Annotated in this window: 14 protein-coding genes; 3 read left to right on the top strand and 11 right to left on the bottom strand. The window is 70.9% G+C overall.

Annotated features, from left to right (window positions below; translation table 11 throughout):
• A complete protein-coding gene (locus G9C83_RS06805; RefSeq protein ID WP_167245343.1) occupies positions 1 to 930 on the bottom strand; it encodes a DMT family transporter in 930 nt (309 codons plus the stop codon).
• A 98-nt stretch (positions 931 to 1,028) separates the two neighbouring features.
• Entirely contained in the window at positions 1,029 to 4,262 is a 3,234-nt protein-coding gene (locus G9C83_RS06810; protein ID WP_167245344.1) for a methyl-accepting chemotaxis protein, read from the bottom strand.
• 284 nt (positions 4,263 to 4,546) lie between these two features.
• Between G9C83_RS06810 and kynU the strand changes: the two genes are divergently transcribed.
• On the top strand, positions 4,547 to 5,818 hold the full coding sequence (gene kynU, locus G9C83_RS06815) for a kynureninase (protein WP_167245345.1): 1,272 nt from the start codon (positions 4,547 to 4,549) through the stop codon (positions 5,816 to 5,818).
• A 3-nt stretch (positions 5,819 to 5,821) separates the two neighbouring features.
• Here kynU and G9C83_RS06820 read toward each other — a convergent pair whose 3' ends face one another.
• Positions 5,822 to 8,215 carry a GAF domain-containing protein gene (locus G9C83_RS06820; RefSeq protein WP_167245346.1) on the bottom strand — a complete coding sequence of 798 codons (2,394 nt, stop codon included), beginning with the start codon at positions 8,213 to 8,215 and terminating at the stop codon, positions 5,822 to 5,824.
• Positions 8,205 to 8,810 (bottom strand): response regulator, encoded by a 606-nt coding sequence (locus tag G9C83_RS06825; RefSeq protein ID WP_167245347.1) that lies wholly within the window; start codon positions 8,808 to 8,810, stop codon positions 8,205 to 8,207. The genes G9C83_RS06820 and G9C83_RS06825 overlap by 11 nt, the downstream gene beginning before the upstream one ends.
• A 113-nt stretch (positions 8,811 to 8,923) precedes the next feature.
• Between G9C83_RS06825 and G9C83_RS06830 the strand changes: the two genes are divergently transcribed.
• Positions 8,924 to 9,631 (top strand): dolichyl-phosphate hexose transferase, encoded by a 708-nt coding sequence (locus tag G9C83_RS06830; RefSeq protein ID WP_167245348.1) that lies wholly within the window; start codon positions 8,924 to 8,926, stop codon positions 9,629 to 9,631.
• Between the two features lie 74 nt (positions 9,632 to 9,705).
• On the top strand, positions 9,706 to 10,023 hold the full coding sequence (locus G9C83_RS06835; RefSeq protein ID WP_167245349.1) for a hypothetical protein: 318 nt from the start codon (positions 9,706 to 9,708) through the stop codon (positions 10,021 to 10,023).
• Here the strand turns inward: G9C83_RS06835 and G9C83_RS06840 are convergent.
• The 7 genes from G9C83_RS06840 to G9C83_RS06870 all read right to left on the bottom strand — a co-directional run bounded on the left by G9C83_RS06840 (position 10,020) and on the right by G9C83_RS06870 (position 19,423).
• Positions 10,020 to 12,083, bottom strand: coding sequence for a glycosyltransferase family 39 protein (locus tag G9C83_RS06840; protein ID WP_347877781.1), 2,064 nt, complete (start codon positions 12,081 to 12,083; stop codon positions 10,020 to 10,022). The genes G9C83_RS06835 and G9C83_RS06840 overlap by 4 nt on opposite strands.
• Positions 12,062 to 13,189 carry an ABC transporter ATP-binding protein gene (locus tag G9C83_RS06845; protein ID WP_167245350.1) on the bottom strand — a complete coding sequence of 376 codons (1,128 nt, stop codon included), beginning with the start codon at positions 13,187 to 13,189 and terminating at the stop codon, positions 12,062 to 12,064. Before G9C83_RS06845 ends, G9C83_RS06840 begins: the two co-directional genes overlap by 22 nt.
• Entirely contained in the window at positions 13,182 to 14,792 is a 1,611-nt protein-coding gene (locus G9C83_RS06850) for an iron ABC transporter permease (RefSeq protein WP_167245351.1), read from the bottom strand. Before G9C83_RS06850 ends, G9C83_RS06845 begins: the two co-directional genes overlap by 8 nt.
• Positions 14,793 to 15,950 carry an extracellular solute-binding protein gene (locus tag G9C83_RS06855; protein ID WP_167245352.1) on the bottom strand — a complete coding sequence of 386 codons (1,158 nt, stop codon included), beginning with the start codon at positions 15,948 to 15,950 and terminating at the stop codon, positions 14,793 to 14,795.
• A 50-nt stretch (positions 15,951 to 16,000) separates the two neighbouring features.
• On the bottom strand, positions 16,001 to 17,149 hold the full coding sequence (locus tag G9C83_RS06860; protein ID WP_167245353.1) for an alpha-1 4-glucan-protein synthase: 1,149 nt from the start codon (positions 17,147 to 17,149) through the stop codon (positions 16,001 to 16,003).
• Positions 17,150 to 17,210: 61 nt separating this feature from the next.
• The gene (locus G9C83_RS06865; RefSeq protein ID WP_167245354.1) at positions 17,211 to 17,918 is read right to left on the bottom strand and encodes a hypothetical protein; all 708 of its coding nucleotides are present in this window, start codon (positions 17,916 to 17,918) and stop codon (positions 17,211 to 17,213) included.
• On the bottom strand, positions 17,915 to 19,423 hold the full coding sequence (locus tag G9C83_RS06870; protein WP_167245355.1) for a protein kinase: 1,509 nt from the start codon (positions 19,421 to 19,423) through the stop codon (positions 17,915 to 17,917). The genes G9C83_RS06865 and G9C83_RS06870 overlap by 4 nt, the downstream gene beginning before the upstream one ends.
• Positions 19,424 to 19,588 lie beyond the last annotated feature (165 nt).

The raw sequence follows: 19,588 nt of genomic DNA on the forward strand, positions 1-19,588 counted from the left end.
CTAGTCGGCGGCGTCGACGTCGCGGTCGGCGGCGCGCCGGAGTTCCGCGCGCAGCGCCCGCCACTTCGCGGCGACGAACCCCGCGAGGATGAACGCGAACCCGGTGACGGTCGCGGGCGTCACTTCCTGGCCGAGGACGAGCCAGCCCGCCAGCGCCGCGAACACGGGAATCACGTACTCGATGAAGCTCATCTCGATGGGGCCGAGGTCGTCCAGCAGCGTGAAGTACAGCAGGAAGCCGCCGACGCCGGCGATGGCGGAGAGGTACGCGACGGCGCCGAGCGCTGACGGCGTCCACGTCGCGTCCGCGAACGACTGGCCGGGCAGCGCGAGCACGGCGGCGTGGAGGACGACGGCGCCGACGGCCATCATCCACGCCTGCGTGGAGAGGAACGGCATCGAGGGCGAGCGGCTGTGGGTGACGACCGCGGCGACGGCGAACGCGAGCGCGGACGCGAGCACGAGCGAGACCCCGAGCACGCTGTCCGCGAGGTTCGTGGGGTCGGGATCGGCGATGACGACGACGCCCGCGAACCCGAGCGCGACCCCGAGCGCGGTCGCGGCGGTGAACTCCTCGTCGGTGGAGACCAGACGCGTGAGCGCGGGCGTCACGACGGGGACGAGCCCCAGGAGAACGGCCGCGACGCCGCCCGTGACGTAGCGCTGGCCGGCGAAGAGGAGCGCGTGGTGGGCGCCGATGATGAGCGCGCCGCCGACGAGCACGTAGACGTAGTCGTCGCGGGTGTGCGGTCGGAACTCGGTTCCCGAGGCGAGGACGGCGGCGAACAGCAGCGCGGCGGCGACGTCGAAGCGCACCGCGGCGAACGGCACCGCGGGGAGGTCCGCGAGGCCGACGTCCGTCGCCATGAACGCCGTCCCCCAGACCGCGCACAGCAGCAGGAAGCGGCCGGCCGTCCGGTAGCGACTCATTCACGATAGGGTCGCCGCCCGACCGTGAAATGTGCGTCGAACCGGCTCGGTTCTCCGCGCGGCTCGCCGCGCTCGCGGAAAAACAGGAGACGGCGCGGTCAGTCGTCGGCCGGGTCGGGGCCCGCGTTCCCGCCGTCGGTCGCCGCCCCGCGGTCGCCCGCGTCGAAATCGAACTCCTGCTCGGACGGCTCGTAGCTCTGGCCCGCCGTCCCGGCGTCGTCGGCGACGTCGAACTGCGCGACGAGCGACTGCAGGGCCTTCGCGGACTGGGAGACGTCCTGGATGTTCGTCGTCACCTCGTCGATGGCGGCGGTCTGTTCCTCGGTCGCCGCGGAGACGTTGCTCGCCTCGGCGGCGGACTCCTCGCTCACGCTGGAGACCTCGTCGACCATCGCGACGACCTCCTCCGTGGAGACCGCCTGGTCCTCGGTCGCGTCCGAGATCTCCTCGACGCCGCGACCGGCGTCGGTGACCGCCTCGGCGATGTCGTCGAACATCTCGATGGCCTCGGCGATGGTATCCGAGCCGGTCTCGACGCGGTGTTGCATCGACTGCATGTCTTCGACGGTCTCGTCGGTGCTGGACTGGACGTCCTCGATGAGCGCCTCCACCTCGTCGGTGGCGTCGCCGGCCTCCGCGGCCAGCGTCTTGATCTCGTCCGCGACGACCGCGAAGCCCTCACCGGCTTCGCCGGCGCGCGCCGCCTCGATGGACGCGTTCAACGCGAGCAGGTTCGTCTGCTCGGCGATGTCCGTGATGAGCCCGACGATCTCGTTGATCTCCTCGATGCGTGAGTCGAGGCGCTCGACCTGCTCGACGGCCTCGTCGGCCTCGGACTCGATGGCGGAAATCTCGTCGGTGGCGTCCGCGGCGTGGTCGCGGCCGCGGTCCGCAAGCTCGACGGCCTCGTTGGCCGTCGCGACGACGTCCTCCGAGGAGGAGGCGACCTCCTCGATGGTCGCCGAGAGGTCGTTCATCTCGTGGGAGACCGACTGCAGCTGTTCGGTCTGCTGGTCGGCGCCGCTGGCGATCTGCTCGACGGCCTGGGCGGTCTCCTGGCTCGCCGTCTTGATCTCCTCGGCGCTCGCGGCGGTCTCGTCGCTCAGCTCCGCGAACTTCCCGGCGACCTCGCGGACCTCGGCGAGGCTGGCTTCGAGCTCCTCGACGCCGGCCTCGAGGTCGGTCATCACGTCGCCGTACTGGCCGGGCAAGTCGGTGTCGATGTCCTGGTCGAGGTCGCCGTCGCGGAGCTGGCGGCTGACCTCGCCGAGCTGGTCGAAGCTCCCGGAGAGCTGCTGGACGCCCGCGTCGAGGTCCGCGAGCACCGCGCCGTACTCGCCGGGGAGGTCGGTGTCGACGTCGCTGTCGAGGTCGCCCTCGCGAATCCGTCGGCTGGTCCCGCGAATCTCGTCGAAGCCGACCTGCAGGCGGCTGATGCCGCCGTCGAGCTCGGTCATGATGGCGCCGAACTCGCCGGGGAGGTCGGTGTCGACGTCCTGGTCGAGGTCGCCCCGTTCGAGGCCCGTACTGACGTCCCGCAGCTCGGCGACCTGTTGGCGGAGGTTCCGCCGCATGTCGTCGAACGCGTCGACGAGTTCGCCGATCTCGTCGTCCGGCGCGTCGATGTCCGTGCCGCCGTCGAACTGCCCCTGCGACAGCGACGTGGCCTCGTCGCGAACCGCTTCGATGGGCCGCGAGAAGTACCGCGAGGCGTAGTACCCGAGCGCCACGACGCCGACGATGACCACGCCGAAGAGCAACAGCAGGAGGTTGCGTGCGTCCGTGGTGCGGTCGTTCAGCGCCTGTGCGAGGGCGTCCGCCGGCCCCGTCACGTCGGTCTCCGGGACGGTCCCGACGAGCGCGAACTGCTTGTCCCCGAACTGCAGGGGTGCGTACGCGGCGTAGTAGCGCTCGGTCCCGTCCCCGGTCGTGCGCTCGAACGTCCGCATGCCGGACTCTCCGGCGAGAATCGTGTCCGCGGCGTCGCCGGCGAGCGTGCCGCCGTACGACTCGCTCGTGATGGACGCGCCGGACTCGACGACCGACTCGTCGGGATGGCTGAGGACGGTGCCGTCCCCGTCGACGATGCTCAGGTGGCCGGAGTCGCCGACCGTGATGCCGGTCGCGATGTCCGAGATGATGCCGTAGTCGAAGCGCAGCGACACCACGCCCGCGAACTCGCCGTCGTAGAACACCGGCGTGGCGACGTACACCACCTGCTCGCCGTCGACGGTCTGCACGTCGCTGACGTGGATTTCGCCGTTCCCGAGGGACTCGGTGTCCGCGTACCAGTCGGTGTCCGCGTAGGACGTGTCCCCGACCGTCTCCGTGGCGACCGTCCCGTCGGCGGTCCGGTGGGCGCGCACGACGCCGCCGCCGGTGTCGTCGGTCAGCACGACCTCGTCGTACGCGGGTCGCTCCTCGTCGCCCACGGTGACGGTGCGGCTCTCCATGTAGCTCTTGAACGAGTCCCGGATGCCGTCGCGGGCGTCCTCGACGGCGCTGGTCTGGAGCTCGTAGTAGTAGACGTTCGGCGCGAGCACCCAGTCGAAGTCCTCGTGGTACGTGTACGCGATGAACTTCTGCTCGACGGGGTTGCCCTCCTGTGTCGTGTCCTCCCAGCCGTACTCCGCGATGCCCCACTCCTCGCCGTGCCGGACGGCGTCGTCGGACTCGACGGTCGACTCGATGTCGTCGAACACCGTCAGGCCAGCGTCCTCGCGGAGGCTGTAGCCGTCTTCGAGGCTGTGGTGGGCGACGATGCGCGAGTCGAGGTCGGTCACGTACGCGTAGCCGGTGTCGCCGATGTACCCCGGCTGCAGCGACTCCGACAGCGTCCCGCTGGGCTGCGTGAAGTCACCGTCCGTGCCGAACAGCCGCTGTTCGACCTGGTCCTTGACGGCCCGCTGTTCGGTCGCGCTGAGGTCGCTCCACGCCTGCCCGCCGTGCTCCTGGTCGAGAATTTGCTGTTTGGTGGTCTCGACGGTGGCGTGCATCTGGAGGGCGACGTGGCCGACCTGCCGCTGGCTCTGCTCCCTGATGAGCTCCATCTCCCCGGCGTTGGCGGCCTCGTAGTTCTGGACGGGCGTCGACTCCGACAGCGACCGGGCGTCGACTTTCCGCACGCTCAGGATGTTCTGGAACTCGCTCTGCCGGGATTGGATCGTCCCGTTGAGCTCCCCCGTGATCTGGTCTTCGAGCTGCGCCGTGCTCTCGTCCTGGGCGTACGAGCCGACTGACTCCATGTTCTGGAGGCCGGCGACCCCGACGACCGACACGGGGATCAGCGAGATCGCCAGGCAGAGCGCGATGAGCTTCGTCCGAATCTTCATGGCGATCCACGCTCGCCGGTCGTCGAGAGTACCGTGTCCACCGCCGCCGGCCGTCTCCCGGCCCTCCTCGCAGTATCTGCGCTCTCTGTACCGAATCGACCTCTGACGCTAGCCATGCCCCCCGCGACACTAGACCCGGTAGTTAAACCTTCCGTGGGGTTCTTACCTACGATAATCACGAGGTTACATTTTCGACACGAACGGCGTCGAAGTGGGCGCTACACCGTCGAACCACCGCCGCGCGCCGACAGAACGTACATGGGCCTCCGCGCGGATGGCGAGACATGGACGAGTTCGACGCGTCGCGGTCCGCCGCCCGGATGCGCGACGCCGAATCCCCGCTGACGGGACTCCGCGAGCGCTTCTCCGTGCCCGAGGACACCGTCTACATGGACGGGAACAGCCTCGGCGTCCACGGTCAGGACGCCGCGGCCGCGCTGGAGCGAGCCGTCGACCAGTGGAAGGAGTACGGCGTCGAGGGGTGGACGGAGGCGGACCCGCCGTGGTTCGACTACGGCGAGCGCCTCGGCGACAGGCTCGCGGACGTCGTCGGCGCGAAGCCCGCGGAGTGCGTCGCCGCGAACGCCACGACGGTGAACATCCACGCGCTCGTCGGCGCGTTCCTCGACGCCGCCGACGGCACCCGGGTGGTCGTCAACGAACTCGACTTCCCGACCGACCACTACGCGATTCGCTCCCGGCTTCGAGTGCGGGGCCTCGACCCCGACGAGCACCTCGTCGTCGTCGAGAGCGACGACGGACGAACCATCGAGGCGGACGCCGTCGCCGAAGCGGTCGACGACGACACCGCCGTCGTGTTCATGCCCTCGGTGCTCTACCGGAGCGGCCAACTGCTCGACGTCGAAGCGATCACGGAGATCGCCCACGAGTACGACGCCTACGCGGGGTTCGACCTCGCGCACTCCGTCGGCGTCGTCGACCACGACCTCCACTTCGACGGCGTCGACTTCGCGGTGTGGTGCAGCTACAAGTACCTCAACGCCGGCCCGGGCGCGATCGGCGGGCTCTACGTCCGCGAGGACCACTTCGACCTCCCGCCCGCGATGGCGGGCTGGTGGGGGAACGCCGACGACACGCAGTTCGACCTCGCGCCGGAGTTCGAGCCCGCCCGGGGCGCCGCCGCGTTCCAGATCGGGACCGTGCCCGTGTTCGCCGCGGCGCCGCTGTTCGGCGCGCTCGACGTCACCGAGGCCGCGGGCGTCGGCGAACTCCGCGCCCACTCGCTGGCCCTCACGCGCTACCTCGTCAGCCTCGTGGACGAACGCCTCCCCGAGTGTACGATCGGGACGCCCCGGGAGGGCGAACGCCGCGGCGGCTACGTCGCCGTCGAGCACCCCGACGCCGGAAAACTCAGCCGCGCGCTCCGCGACCGCGGCGTCGTCGTCGACTTCCGCCCGCCGAACGTCGTCCGCGTCGCGCCCTCCCCGTACTACGTCGGCTTCGAGGACGTCTGGCTCGCCGTCGACGAGATTCGCGAGATCCTCGACGCGAACGCCCACCTCGCGTACGGCGAGGACGGCGAACAGGTGACGTGACGACTACGTCCGGAACTCGAAGCGCGCGCCGCCGTCCGCGCTCTCCGTGACGCCAGCCGTCCAGCCGTGCGCTTCCGCGATGCTCTTGACGATCGCGAGCCCGAACCCGGTGCCGTCATCGTTCCGCGTCTCGCCGTACTCGAAGACGTGCTCGCGGCGGTCCTCGGGGATGCCGCGGCCGTCGTCCTCGACGTAGAACCCCGTGCCGTCGTCGAGGCGGCCGACCGTGACGGTCACGTCGCGGCCTCCGTGCTCGACTGCGTCCCCGGAACGCTGCGCGTTCCGGCCGGCTGTCGAACCGTGTTCGACAGCATCCCGCCTCGAAGGCTCGGCAAGGTCCGTGGAGCCGTGCTCCACGGCGTTCCGGAAGAGGTTCTCCAGCAGCGAACCGAAGCGCGCGGGGTCGGCGTCGAGCGTGACGTCGCCGGCGACGTCGAGGTCCGCGCCCGCAGTGTCGACGTTCCGCCACGCGTCCTCGGCGGCCTCCGACAGCGCGAACTCGCGGACGTCTTCGATGCTGCGGCCGTGGCGCGCGAGCGCGAGCACGCTCTCGATGATCTCGTGCATGCGGTCCAGGGACTCGTCCATGCGCTCGAAGTACTCGTCGTCGCCGGTCTGTTCGGCGAGTTCGAGGTAGCCGCGCGCGACGTTCAGCGGGTTGCGGAGGTCGTGGCTGACGATGCTCGCGAACTCCTCCAGGCGGTCGTTCTGGCGTTCGAGCTCGCGCTCGTGTTCCTTCCGGTCGGTGATGTCCGTGTACATCGCGTAGCCGTGGATGTTCGGCTCGTCGAGGCGGAAGGGGACGACGTCCAGCAGGAAGTCCCGCGGGCCGTCCGCGGTCTCGCGGCGCACCTCGACGTTGATGTTCTGGCCGTCGACGAGCTTCTGGTTGTACTCGTCGGCCTCGTCCTGCTGGCCGGGCGACGTGATGTAGTCGTCGATGTTCTCGCCGACGAGTTCGTCCTCGCTGTACCCGAACACCTCCTCGAAGGCGGGGTTGACGGCCCGCACGATCGGTTCCTCGTCCTGCAGGGAGAAGCTCGCCGTGGGGCTCGGGACGTTCTCGAACAGCGCCGCGAGGCGGCTGTGCTCGCGGCGCAGGTCCGCCTCGCGGCGGCGCAGCTGGCGGACGCGCTCGGCGCGGTCGAGGGCGGCCTCGGCGTTCGTCGCGAGCACGCGAACGAGGTCGTGGTCGGTCTGGTCGAGGCGCCCGGGCTCGGTCGCCGCGACGAGCAGGACGCCGTGGTCGCCGAGCGGGTGGATTATCTCCTCGCGGATGGCCGTCTCGGTGTTGTGGACGTTCGGCTCGCCGGGGACGTCCGTGTACATCCGCGTCTCGCCGGACTCGTAGGCCTCCCAGGCGAGACTCGACCCGGGTTCGAAGACCGGCGGGTCGTCGCCGGAGACGGGGTCGGAGATCGACGCCGGACGGAGCTCGTCGGCGTCGTCGGCGGCGTAGAACACGCCGACGTACGGGAGCCCGAGGCGGTCGCTGGCGGCTTCCGCGATGACTGCGGCGATGTCGTCCGGGTCGTCCTCGACGAGCATGCGCCGCGTGGCGTCGTGGAGCCCGGTGAGCGTGTGCTCGCGGTGGCGTTGCTCGGTGACGTCGCTGACAACCGCGAACGCGTCCGGGCCGTCGTTGCGGAGGAACTCCTTGACGGTGATCTCGAAGACGCGGTCGTCGTCCGGGAACCGGGTCTCGAAGGTCTTCGCGCCGGTCGACGGCGAGAACTGCTCGGCGTCCGCCTCGAAGCAGTCGCTCAGGGACTCGCCGCGCAGCGCGTCTTCGGCGGCGCCGACGACGTCTTCGGCGGCGTCGTTGACGAGCCGCACTTCGCTGTCGCCGTCGACGGTGACGTCGTAGAGGACGAGCGCGTCGTCGTTCTGCTCGAACAGCTCCCGGAAGCGGGCTTCGCTCTCGCGGACCTCGCGCTCCGAGCGGATCCGTTGGACCGCCTGGAACGCGTGGGACGCGAGCAGCTCCGCGAGTTCGACGTCGTCGTCGTCGAAGCCGCCGGGCTCGTCTATCCCCGCCTGGAAGACGCCGATGTCGCCGATGGGGACGCTGACGACCGACCGCGGCGCTCCCGGCGGGGGGTCCTCGACGCGCGGGTCGGCCTCGACGTCCTCGACGAGCTTGGGTTCGCCCGTGTGGTAGGTGTCGCCGGCAATTCCCTCGTCGATGGGGATGCCGTCGACGCTCGGCGGGCGGCCGCTCCACGAGCGCACGGAGAGCACGCCGTCCGTCTCGGTCTCGACGACCGCCGACGAGAAGTCGAAGGCGACCTCGGCGGCGCCGGCCATCGCGTCGTAGACGTCGTCGACGTCGTCCGCGCGCGCCACCTCGGTGGCGTACGAGAGGAGTTCGCTGCGGTGGTCGCGCTCACCCGTCATCGGGATCCTCGGCGGAGAACTGGCGGAACAGCACCTCGTAGTCGTCCTCGTCGAAGTCCTCGACGACGTCGTCGAGGCGGCCGCGGAGGGCCGCGAGCCGGGCTTCGAGCGCTTCGAATTCCTCGGCGTCCGTGACCGACGGGTCGTTGGACTCCGAGAGCAGCGCGTGCTTGCGCGCGGCGGCGAAGTACGCCTGGACGGCCTCGTCGTACGCCGAGCGCCGCAGCAGCCGGTCGACGGTTTCGCGGAGGGTCTCGCGGTCGACGGGCTTGCGGAGGTAGTCGTCGAACCCGAGGTCGACGATGTCGAGTTCGGGCTCGACCGCGGTCACCATCGCGACGCGGCAGTCGAGTTCGCGGTCGCGGATCGCTTCGAGGACGTCGTCGCCGGAGACGCCGGGCATCTGGCGGTCGAGCAACACGACGTCGACGGTCTCGTCGAGGGCGTCGAGAGCGGCGTCCCCGTCGTAAGCGGTCTCGACGGCGTACCTGTCGCGGAGCCAGATGGCGTAGAGGTCGGCCAGCCCTTCCTCGTCGTCGACGACGAGCACCGTCGCTTCGCCGTCCCCCTCCTCGTCCGTGGCTTCACCTGTCATTGTTTCCGCGCACCAGCGGGTCTGGCGGACGTTCGGAGTGTACCTATTTATCACTTGTTGGTGGTCCGCGTTTTTGGTAAGCCTAAAATAGGGCGGCGGCGTAGCCGACAGCGATGACCGACACGGACGCGCCGTACACGCTCGACGACGTCACCGTCGTCATGGGCACGTACAACGAGGAGACCGCGATCGGCACAGTCCTCGACGACATCGACGACGTCACGGACGGCCGCGCGGACGTCGTCTGCGTCGACAGCTCCGACGACCGCACGCCGGAAATCGCGCGCGAGCACGGGGCTCGCGTGGTCAGGCAGGAGCCGCTCGGCTACGGGGTCGCCGTCCGCTCGGCGCTGTACGAGGCCGACACGGACGTCGTCGTCACGACCGACTGCGACGACACGTACCCGATGGAGCGCATCCCGGACTTCCTCGAGTACGTCAACGAGGGGTACGACGTCGTCAGCGGCGACCGCCTCTACTGGGGCGCCGACGAGATGCCCGCCGTCAACCGCTTCGGGAACGCCGCGTTCGCCGCCGTCGCGTCCCTGCTCGTCGGCGAGCGCCTCCACGACACCACCACCGGGATGCGAGCGTACCGCCGGGACGTCATCGAGGCCATCGACTGGACGCGCAACACCGGCCTCTCCGCGGAGCTCCTGATTCGCCCGGTCTGCCGGGACTACGACGTCGTCGAGGTCCCCATCGAGTACGACGACCGCCTCGGCGAGACGAAACTCGACCCCCTGGAGGGCGGCGCCGAAATACTGGGCTCGATTCTGACGGTCTGCGCGGAGGAGCGACTCCGTCGCGTGCTCCCCTGACTGTACCGATTTCAGCAGTGAACGTTCGACGCGCTGGGGCGAGAGTATAAGACAGCTGGCTGCGTAGCCGTATCATGGCTCGGATTTCTGAAACTATCGGGGCGGCGGGGAGCGAGCGGGGCGGCGCGGAGCGGGCGTACGCGGTCGTCGACCGCCACGTCGGTACGTGGCTGCCGGTGGCGTGGAAGATCGCCGTCTTCTACGCCGCGTGGATCGGGTCCGCGCTCGTCGCGCGCTCGCTGGTGGCTTCCCCGGAAGCGCTCGCGCTCGTCGCCGTCGCCTACTGGTTCGGCCTGCTGTTCGCCGGCGTCACGGTCGTCGCTGGCGGTCTCATCGTACTGACGGGCCTCCTCGACCAGCACCGACTCACCGCGCGGCAGGCGAAGTACTAGCTCTCCGTTCTCACCGACGCGTTCAGGGCGGCGCCCTCCGGCCCCACGCCGGGCACGTACGCGGCGCCGCCGCCGCACGTCCGCAGGTCCGTGCAGAGCTCTCGGTACGGCGTCAGCGTCCGGTACTCGCCGTCCGCTCGCTCGACGGGGAACCGGACGCGGTAGGCGAACCCCGCGCCGTAGCCGCCGTCGACGTGCGCGTCGAGCGCGACGCTCGCCCCGTCTTCGACGGGGACCGACGCGTTCTCCCCGCCGGCGGAGAGTCGCGCGCGGCCGTCGGAGACTGCGAGGTCGACGTCCGCGCGGGTCGCGTTCCCCGGCGCGAGCGTGACGTATGCCTCCTCGCCGTCCGCCGAGAGCGTGAGCGTCACCGTCTGCGTCCACGACGGGAGGCCCAGTTGCGCGTTCACCGCTACGGACTCGCCGGACGCGACGCGCACGCGCTGGAGGTGGGGGTCGACGGGGTCGCCGCCGTACGGCGACCACGACCCGCGGTAGACGTACCGGTAGTGGTCGCGGTCCGGGTACTCGGCGGCGACGTCGAGCGGCCGCTCGTCGAGCGCGTAGACGGTGCGGCCGTCGAATCCCGGGTCGTTGCGCAGCGGCTGGAACGGGTGGTTCAGCCAGTCGCCGTACGGGTCCGGGAGGAAGACCACGGCGTTCGCGGGGGGCGCGGGCTCGAACGGCTCGTAGGCGGCCTCGTAGTGCTCGGTGAGCGCTGCGTTGTCCCGCACCTGCTCGCTGGTCGCCGAGGCTGCGGCGCCGCCGAGGACGGCGCTCGCGACGAGCGCGACGGCGAGCACGACCGGGACCGCCCGACTCGCCGTGAGCCGGCTGGCTGCGGCGTCCCGGAGCCAGTCGAAGGCGGCGAGGAGGCCCGCGGCGGCGAACGCGCTCGCGGGCACGAGTAGGTCGAAGTGGTAGTACGGGCCGAGCGTCGTAATCAGGCCGTTCGGGTCTTCGACGTCCCCGAGGACGTTGAAGTTCCCCCAGAAGTAGACGTTCCCCGCGACGACGGCGACGGCGACGCCCGCGAGCACGGCCTGCTGCCACGTCCAGCCGCGGCGCTGGGTCGCGAGCGCGCCGACCGCCGCCACGGGGACGCCGAGCGCGCCGAACGGCGCCCACTCGGACACGAACTGTTCGACGACGGCCGCGTTCGCGCGCAGCGCGAGCTCCGGCGTGTACCGGATTTCGTGGTTCAGTATCCGCCGCCGGCCGAACCCGAGGCCGTCCAGCGGCGCGAACGCCTCGTAGGGGAACAGCAGCGGGTCGCCCGTGACGACGGCGTTGTACGCGAGCGTGACGCCGACGCCGCAGAGTCCGAGCGCGGCGGTCGCGGTGCGTCGCCGGAAGACCGAACCGAGGCGGCGCTCCTCGAGCGGCTCCCGGAGCGTCCAGACGGCGTGGAGGATGAACGGCGTCGCGAACAGGACCGCGGTGTACGGCCGCGAGAAGAACGCGAGACCGACGGCGACACCGGCGACGGCCGCCCAGCGGGCGCTCCCGGTGCGCTCCGCGCGGAAGTACGCGAGCGCGAACGCGAGGTTCAGCATCGTCGTGGGCGCGTACGGGAGGAAGACCGCGGACTGCACGAGGAACAGCGGCGAGCACAGCAGCGCGACCCCCGCGAGCACGCCCGTTCGGTGGTCGAAGGCCTCGCGGACGACGCCGTACAGCAGCGCGACGTTGGCGGCGGCGACCGCCGGAAGCGCGTACCGGTAGGCGCCCGCGACCTCGCCGAGCGCGTAGATCGCGGCCGTGACGGGCGCGTACTTCGGATAGAGGCCGCGCTCGGAGTCGACGAAGAACCACGGGCGGAACGAGCCTTCGACGGGCGGGTGCAGGAACAGTCGGCCGTCGAGGAGCATTGCGGCCTGCTGGAGGTAGACGGCCTCGTCGTGGTTCGTGGAGTGGTACGGGAACACCGTCACCGAGAGCGCGTACGCGAGCGCCGCCGCGGCGACCGCGAGCAGCGCGGGCGCGAGAAGCCGCCTGTCGCGAGCGGCAGCGACCAGTCGGGGCGCGCGGCCGCCGGTCATCCCTGTTTGGGGTACCACGCCAGCGAGTGGTCGGAGACGAGGTCGACGGTGACCGGTTCGCCGACGGCCATGTCCTCGGCGTGGTTGTGCAGGCAGCGCACGACGTCGCCGTTGTCCAGTTCGACGTGGTAGATGAACGACGGGCCGGTGTACTGGCGGCGGACGATGGTGCCGTTGGCGCCGGCCTCGTTGGCGGGGACCGCGCGGAGGTCGTCCGGGCGCACGAGCACGTCCACCATCGCGCCAGCGTAGCCGTCCGAGAGCCCCTTCAGGAGCGTGCGGTCGTAGCTCCCGATGGACGTGTCCACGGTGTCGCTGCCGACGCGCGCGGAGAGGAACCCGGCCTGCCCGAGGAAGGAGGCGACGAACCGCGACTCGGGGTGCTCGAACACCGCCTCGGGGTCGCCGACCTGTTCGAGGCGGCCGTCGTTCAGCACCGCGACGCGGTCCGAGATGGACAGCGCCTCCTCCTGGTCGTGGGTGACGGAGACGGCGGTGACGCCGGCCTCCTTGAGGATGCGCCGGACCTCCTCGCGCATCTCCACGCGCAGGCGGACGTCCAGATTCGAGAACGGCTCGTCGAGCAGCAGGATATCGGGCTCGGGCGCGAGGCTGCGCGCGAGCGCGACGCGCTGCTGCTGGCCGCCCGAGAGCTGGTCGGGCGCGCGGTCGCCCATCCCCGGCATGTCCACGAGTTCGAGGAGTTCGTCGACGCGAGCGTCGGTCGCGTCCTCGTCGCGGTCGGTGAGTCCGAACGCGACGTTCTCCCGGACGGAGAGGTGGGGAAACAGCGCGAAGTCCTGGAAGACGATGCCGACGCCGCGGTCCTCCGCTTCCACGAACGTCGACGGCCCGGCGACCTCGTCGCCGGCCAGCGTGATGACGCCCTCGCTGGGGCGTTCGAGCCCGGCGAGCATCCGCAGCGTCGTGGTCTTCCCGCAGCCCGACGGTCCCAGGAGCGTGAGGAGTTCGCCGTCGCGGACGGACAGCGAGAGGTCGGTCACCGCAGTCTCGGCGCCGTAGCGCTTGGTCACGCCGTCGAGTTCGAGGACGGCGTCGGCCGGGCTGTCGGGGTCGGCGTCGGGCCCGGCCGCGGCGTCCGAAGTGAGTTCGCTGTCAGCCATTGTATCGTTCCTGTGCGAGGATGACGACCATCGAGAGCGCTGACACGCCCACGAGCACGAGCGCGGGGATCGCGGCCGCGCCGTACGAGCCGGCTCCTCTGACGAGCCAGATGTAGGACACCAGGGTTTCAAAGCCTATCGGACTCAGCAGCAGCGTCGCCGGCAGCTCCTTCATCGACGTGAGGAACACGAGCGCGGCGCCCGCGGCGACGCCGGGCGCGATGAGCGGCAGCGTCACCTTCCGGAACGCGCCGAACGGCGACCGGCCGAGCGTGCGCGCGGCCTCCGTGAGCTTCGGGTCGACCTGGAGGACCGACGACCGCACGGTGCCGACCGCTTGCGGGAGGAAGCGCACGACGTACGCGAACACGAGCAGCGGCACGGTCTTGTACAGCGACTGGGCGAACTCCGTGGAGAGGTACAGCAGCGCGATCCCGATGACGACGCCCGGCACGGCGTACCCGACGTACGTGAGGCGGTCGGTGAGCGTCGAGAACAGGGACGTCGAGCGCGCGGCGTACCCCGCGACGGGCAGCGCCATCAGTGTGGCGGCGACCGCGGCGGCGACGGCGACCTTCAGGGAGTTCCACGCCACGCCGGGGTCGAACTCGAAGACGGCCTCGCCGGCGTCCGCGAACCACCACGCGAGCACGCCCAGGGGCACGCCCAGCGAGAGCACGGCGACGGCCGCGCAGAACGCGAGCGCGGGCACCTTCCACGCGCCGAGGGTGATGCGGCCGGGCTGGCGGGAGCCCCGGGAGACGTACGACGCGCTGGTGTTGCCGCCGATGCGGGACTCCAGGGCGAGCACGACTGCGACGACGGCGAGCAGCTGCAGGGAGAGCAAGGCGGGGTAGCCCTCTGGGACGCCGAGACTGCGCTGGGCGACGTAGATCTGCTGGGTGAACACCTGGTAGCGCATGATGGAGGGCGTCCCGAAGTCCGAGAGCGCGTACAGCGCGGCGAGCAGCGCGCCAGCGGTGACGCCGGGCAGAATCTGGGGGACGGTGACGCGCTTGAACGCCGCCCACCGCGAGTGGTTGAGCGTGCGCGCGGCCTCCACCAGCGTGCCGTCGAACGACAGCAGCGCGGCCCGCGTCGTGAGGAAGACGTACGGGTAGGTGAACAGAACGAGGACGAGCGCGGTGCCGTGGAGTCCGTAGATGGCGGGGATGCGTTCGACGCCGACGACGGCGAGCGCGTCCGCGAGGTCGCCCTGCGGGCCGAACGCGGAGACGAACGTGAACGCGCCGATGTAGCTCGGGACGACCAGCGGGAGCGCCGCGACGACCGTCCAGAAGCGCCGCCCCGGGAGGTCCGTCTGGACGGTGAGCACGGCCAGCGGCACGCCGACGAGCACGCAGCCGAGCGTCACCCAGAACACGAGCACGAGGCTGTTGACGAGCACGTCGACGCTGCTTGTCTGCGTGACCAGCCCCACGAGGTGGCCGAGCCCGTAGTTGGAGGCGCGGACGAGCAGCGCGACGAGCGGCAGGGAGACGAGCGCCGCGACTGCGGCCGCGAGTACGGCGAGCGAGAACCCCGGCTCCTCGTCGCCGACGACTGCGTCGCGGAGGCGGGCGAGTCGCTCGCTCGCGGCCATCTACGAGAGGATGCCGACGTCGCGGAGGAGTTCCAGCGTGGGCTGGACGTCCGACAGCGCCTGGAGGTCCAGGTCCGGCGGGGAGAGCTCTTCGATGGTCGGGAGCGGGCCGACCGGCTCGACGCCCTCGATCATCGGGAACGCGAACCCGCGCGTGGCGAGGAACTCCTGGGCCTCCGCGGAGAGCAGGTGGCGGACGAACGACTCCGCGAGGTCCGGATTCTCGGCCCCGTCGAGGACGCTCGCGCCCGCGGTGTTGACGAGCGCGGCGGCGTCGTTCTCCGTGAACGCGAGGTCGATGGGCGCGTCGGGGCTGTCGGCGACCATCAGCATCGCGTAGTAGTGGTTACCGAAGCCGGCGCCGATCTCGCCGTTCGTGACGCTCTGCGCGACGCGGTACTCGCTGTCGTAGCGCGCGGGGTTCTGGTCGAGCATCGAGTTCAGCCACTCGCGGGTGCCGTCGTCGCCGCGGAGCTGGCGCATCGCGGTGACGAACCCGTGGAACGCGCCGTACGTGGGCGCCCAGCCCATATTGTCCGCGAACCGAGACTCGCTCGCGAACGCGTCGACGCTGGTGGGGAGGTCGGACTCGCCGAACTCGTTCGTGTTGTACGGAATCGCGCGCGAGCGACCGGCGAGGCCGACCCACTGGTCGGTCGCGAAGCGGTCGTCGGCGACCGCGGAGACGGTGTCGTCGGAGAGGTCGACGGTCGCGCCGTTCTCCGTGACGTACGCCAGCGAGCCGGCGTCGACCGACCAGAAGACGTCGGCCTGCGTGGTGCCGCTCTCGTACTCCTGGACGATGGAGTTCGCGAGCTGGGAGGACGGCTGGGTGTCCGTGGTCGGCTCGAAGTCCGGGTAGTACCGGGCGAGGAGGTCGACGAGGGTGGTGTAGCGGCCGCCCTCGCCGCCGCCGAGGTAGATAGAGAGCTCGCCTTCGAGGTCGGGGAGTTCTTCGATGGAGGTGCCGCCGGGCGCGGGCCGCCCGGAGACGAGCTCGCCGGAGCCGCGGAAGTCCGCGAGCGTCGGCTCGTCGTCGTCGCCGCTGCCGCTACCCCCGTCGCCGAGGATGCCCGTACAGCCGGCGAGAGCGGTCGTCGAAGCGACGCCAGCGGCCGCGAGGAACCGCCGGCGCGTCTGGCTGTGTCGCTGAGTCATATGTTGGATTAGGTTGGCCTAAATCACTTGTACCTACCGGTTCGGTCGCGTCAGTCGTCCGCGGGTGCGGCCGCCCGATGGGCCGCCAGCTCTCCGCAGCAGTCCACCCAGTCGAGCAGATACTCGCCGCACTCCGCGAGGAACGCGCCGTTGTTGTACTCCTCGTAGTCGCCGTCGACGAGGCGCTCGCCGACCGCGCGCGCGACCGCCGCGTACGACGCCGCCTCGGGGTCGACGGCGGCCACTTCCTCCCAGAAGTGCTCGTTCAGTTCGAGGCCCGCGACCTCGTTCGCGAGGTCGTCGAACGTCGACCGCGGCGCCTTGTTGTGCTCGCACAGCGGCGCGCCGTTGTAGATCTGGCCGCCCACCACGTCCGCCGCGCGCTTCAGGAGCACGCCGCTCCAGATGTCGTCGAAGCGGCCGACCTCCCACGCGTTGTCGTCCATCGGGAACTGGTAGAACGCGGGCACGACCTCGCGCCGGAACGCGAGGTTCATCGAGCACACCGTGAGGTAGTCGCCCTCCGCGGCGACGAAGTCCCGGTCGAAGTCCTCGAAGCCCGTGCGCGTCTGGGCCTGCCCCTGCAGGTCGCCGTCCATCAGGATGCGCACCGCGTCGAGGTCCGGGACGTTCGTCCAGAGCCCCTGCGAGGCGACCACGTGGTCGGTCTCTGTCGTCCCGGTCTCGATTTCCTCGTCCATCGCGGAGTACGGGTACCCGCGCGGGTAGAGGTCCGAGTCGGACTGGTAGAGGACGTTCACCCAGCGCTCGTCCGAGGACACTTCCTCGACTTCGCCCTCGTGGGCGAGGTTGTCGAGGTGCGTGCCGAAGAAGTCCCACTCGTCGTGGGGGAGCGTGTCGTCGTCGATGAACACGCCGTACTCGAAGTCGTTCGCCCACAGGTACAGCAGCCCGAACGACGTCTGCGCGTGACTGGCGGCGGGAATCAGGTGGTCGTACTCCTCGACGCCCTGCTCGGCGAACCACGCCTCGCGGTCGTCGCCGTCGAAGACGGCGCCGGCGACGCCCTCCTCGTCGAGCATCTCGCGCATCCCGTCGGTGTCACAGAAGTCCTCGGTGACGAGGACGACGAACAGCCGGTCGAGGTCGAAGCCGTGCTCGCGGGCGTTCTGGAAGTACGAGCGCATGCACTCGTACTCCCGGATCGTCGGGACGATCACGCAGACGTCTCGGGTCATGGGTTGCCCCACTCTATTTAGGGCGCCCTAAAAGGTGTGTCGATGTTTAGGCACTCCTAAACTACGAGAGGCCCGCGACCGACTGCTGGAGGCGCACGGTCGGCGGGACGAGCAGGCCGCCCAGCAGCACGAGGAACACGTGGAAGATGCCGTCCGCGACGGCGGCCGGCGCCACCAGCGCCAGCGCCTCCGCGACGGCCACCCCGGTCGCGCACACCAGCACGAGCAGGAGGTGGCGGCGCAGCGTGTCCAGCGCCGTGCCGTGAGCCAGCGACTCCAGGCGCTCGCTGAACGCCACGCCGTACGCCGCGAACGCGAGCGCGCCCAGTCCCTTCACCGTCGCCGCGACCGCCGGCTGGTCGATGAGCAACACGACCAGCCACTCCACGGCGACGACCGCCACGAACCCGAACTCGATGCGGCGCACGCGGGCCAGCGAGAGCGCGCGTTCCTCCTGGGAGGGCGCGAGCGCGCTGTTGTAGTACACCTCCCGCAGCGCGAACGTCAGGAACGCGATGGCCACCAGCAGTGAGACGTCCGCGAACGCCCGCACCACGGTGCCGCCGCCCGCGACCAGTGCGAGGCCGAGCGCGCCGAACGCCGCGAACGCCACCCCGAGGTACGTCAGGTACCCCCAGAAGTCGTCGTACCCCTCCAGGCGGTCGAACGCGAAGTTCCGGACCGCGTAGTACGTGAACGCCAGCGCGGTGACGACGACGGTGCCGTAGCCCGCGAACGCCACCGCCGACAGCGCGTCCGCCGAGGTCATCCGCTCACCCCGTCGAGGTCCGCCGCGAAGTCGTCGAACGCGCGCTGGAAGTCCAGCACCGTCGCGAACCGCACGCGCTTCTCCGGGGCCATCGCGCGCCGGAACAGCGCGTCCGCGGCTTCCGGGAGCGCGGGGTTCTGCTCGGACGCCGGAACCCGGGAGTCGCCGTCGCCGGGTGGCTCGCCCGTGAGCAGGAAGTACGCGAGCGCGCCCAATCCGTAGACGTCCGTCGCCTGGTCGAACCGGCCGTACGTCTCGGGGTCGCGGTGCTCGGGCGCCGCGAACCCCTCGGGAATCGGGGGCGTCTGGCGCGCGCTCGCGGCGTGCGCGAACCCCCAGTCGCCGAGCACGGGCGCGGCCCACGTCCGCGGGCCGGTCTCCACGAACCGCACCGCGTCCGGATAGATGCCGCCGTGCACGACACCCCGGGAGTGAGTGTAACTCACCGCGCGCGTGAGGCGGTCCACGTCCCAGACGGCCTCCGCGAGCGTCGGCGGCGCGCCGCGGCGGTCGAGCGTGTCGCCGTCGTCGTAGCGGGTCGCCAGCCAGCGCGCGCCGTACCCGAGCACGGTCACCACGTGGTCGTGGTCGTCCACGCTCGCCCACTGCTCGACGGCGTCCGCGAACGCCGCCGCGACCGCGCTCTCCTCGGCGTGTAGCCGCCGCACCGTCGCCAGCCCGTGTTCGAGGACGTCCTCGTCGACGTCCGCGCGGTAGTCCGTCGTGAGCAGGCCCTCGCGGAGCTTCAGGTCCGGCGCGAGGTCGCCCTCCGCGAGCGTCACGCCCGGCGGCTTCGGAACCTCCTCGGGCGGGCCGGCGTCCGGTTCGTCGTTCTCGACGTCGTCGGTCCTGACGGGCGCGTCCTCCCCGAAGGAGACGTAGACGGGCCGCGTGCGGTCGTCGTCGCCGTTCACCTCGACCACGCTGACGCCGTCCGGGAACAGCCCCGCGTACTCGGGGTGGGCGCGCACCACCATCGGGTAGCCGGCGTCCTCCGCGCGCTCCGCGATGGCCGCGGTCACCTCTCGGACGGCCTGCTTCGCGTACCGCTGGACGAGCGCGTCCCCGGACTGCGTGAGCGGCGCGATGGCGGACAGTCCGGAGGTCGCGCGCGCCGGGAAGGACTTCGTGACGCCCGCCACCGCGACGACGCCGTTCTGCTGGACGAGCGAGTCCTCCGCCCGCGTCAGGTCCACGAGCTCCGAGAACTGCACGGAGAGCGCGTCGGGCTGGCGCTCGGCGAGCTCCGCGAGCGCCCACGTCGCGCCCCGCCGCACCCAGAGGTCCGGGTCCTCGGTCGCGTCGAGCACGTCGTCGAGGACCGCGCGGACGCGCGTCGGCTCCGTGGTCGCGGCCTCCACGAGCCGCCACGCCGCGCCCGCCCGCTCGTCGGGGTCGTCGCTGTCGAGGCGCTCGGCGAGCTCGTCGACGCCGTCGGCGTCCACGGACTGCCGGAGCGCGGCGACCCGCTCCCCGTCGACCGGACCGTCGGTGTCCCGTTCCATGTCAGTCGTTACCCGCACACCTTCGCCGGCATGCGCTTGAAGGTTCGGCTTTCCCCAGCGGTTTTGGCGGCTCGCGCTCTCCGCGTCCGTATGGTGGACGTACGGGACCGCGACGCGCTCGCGAGCACGCCGGCCCGGGAGACGGCGCGTTCGAGGACGTCGATA

Origin of the sequence: Halobacterium sp. R2-5 (assembly GCF_011734195.1) — an archaeon.
Classification (GTDB): Archaea; Halobacteriota; Halobacteria; order Halobacteriales; family Halobacteriaceae; genus Halobacterium.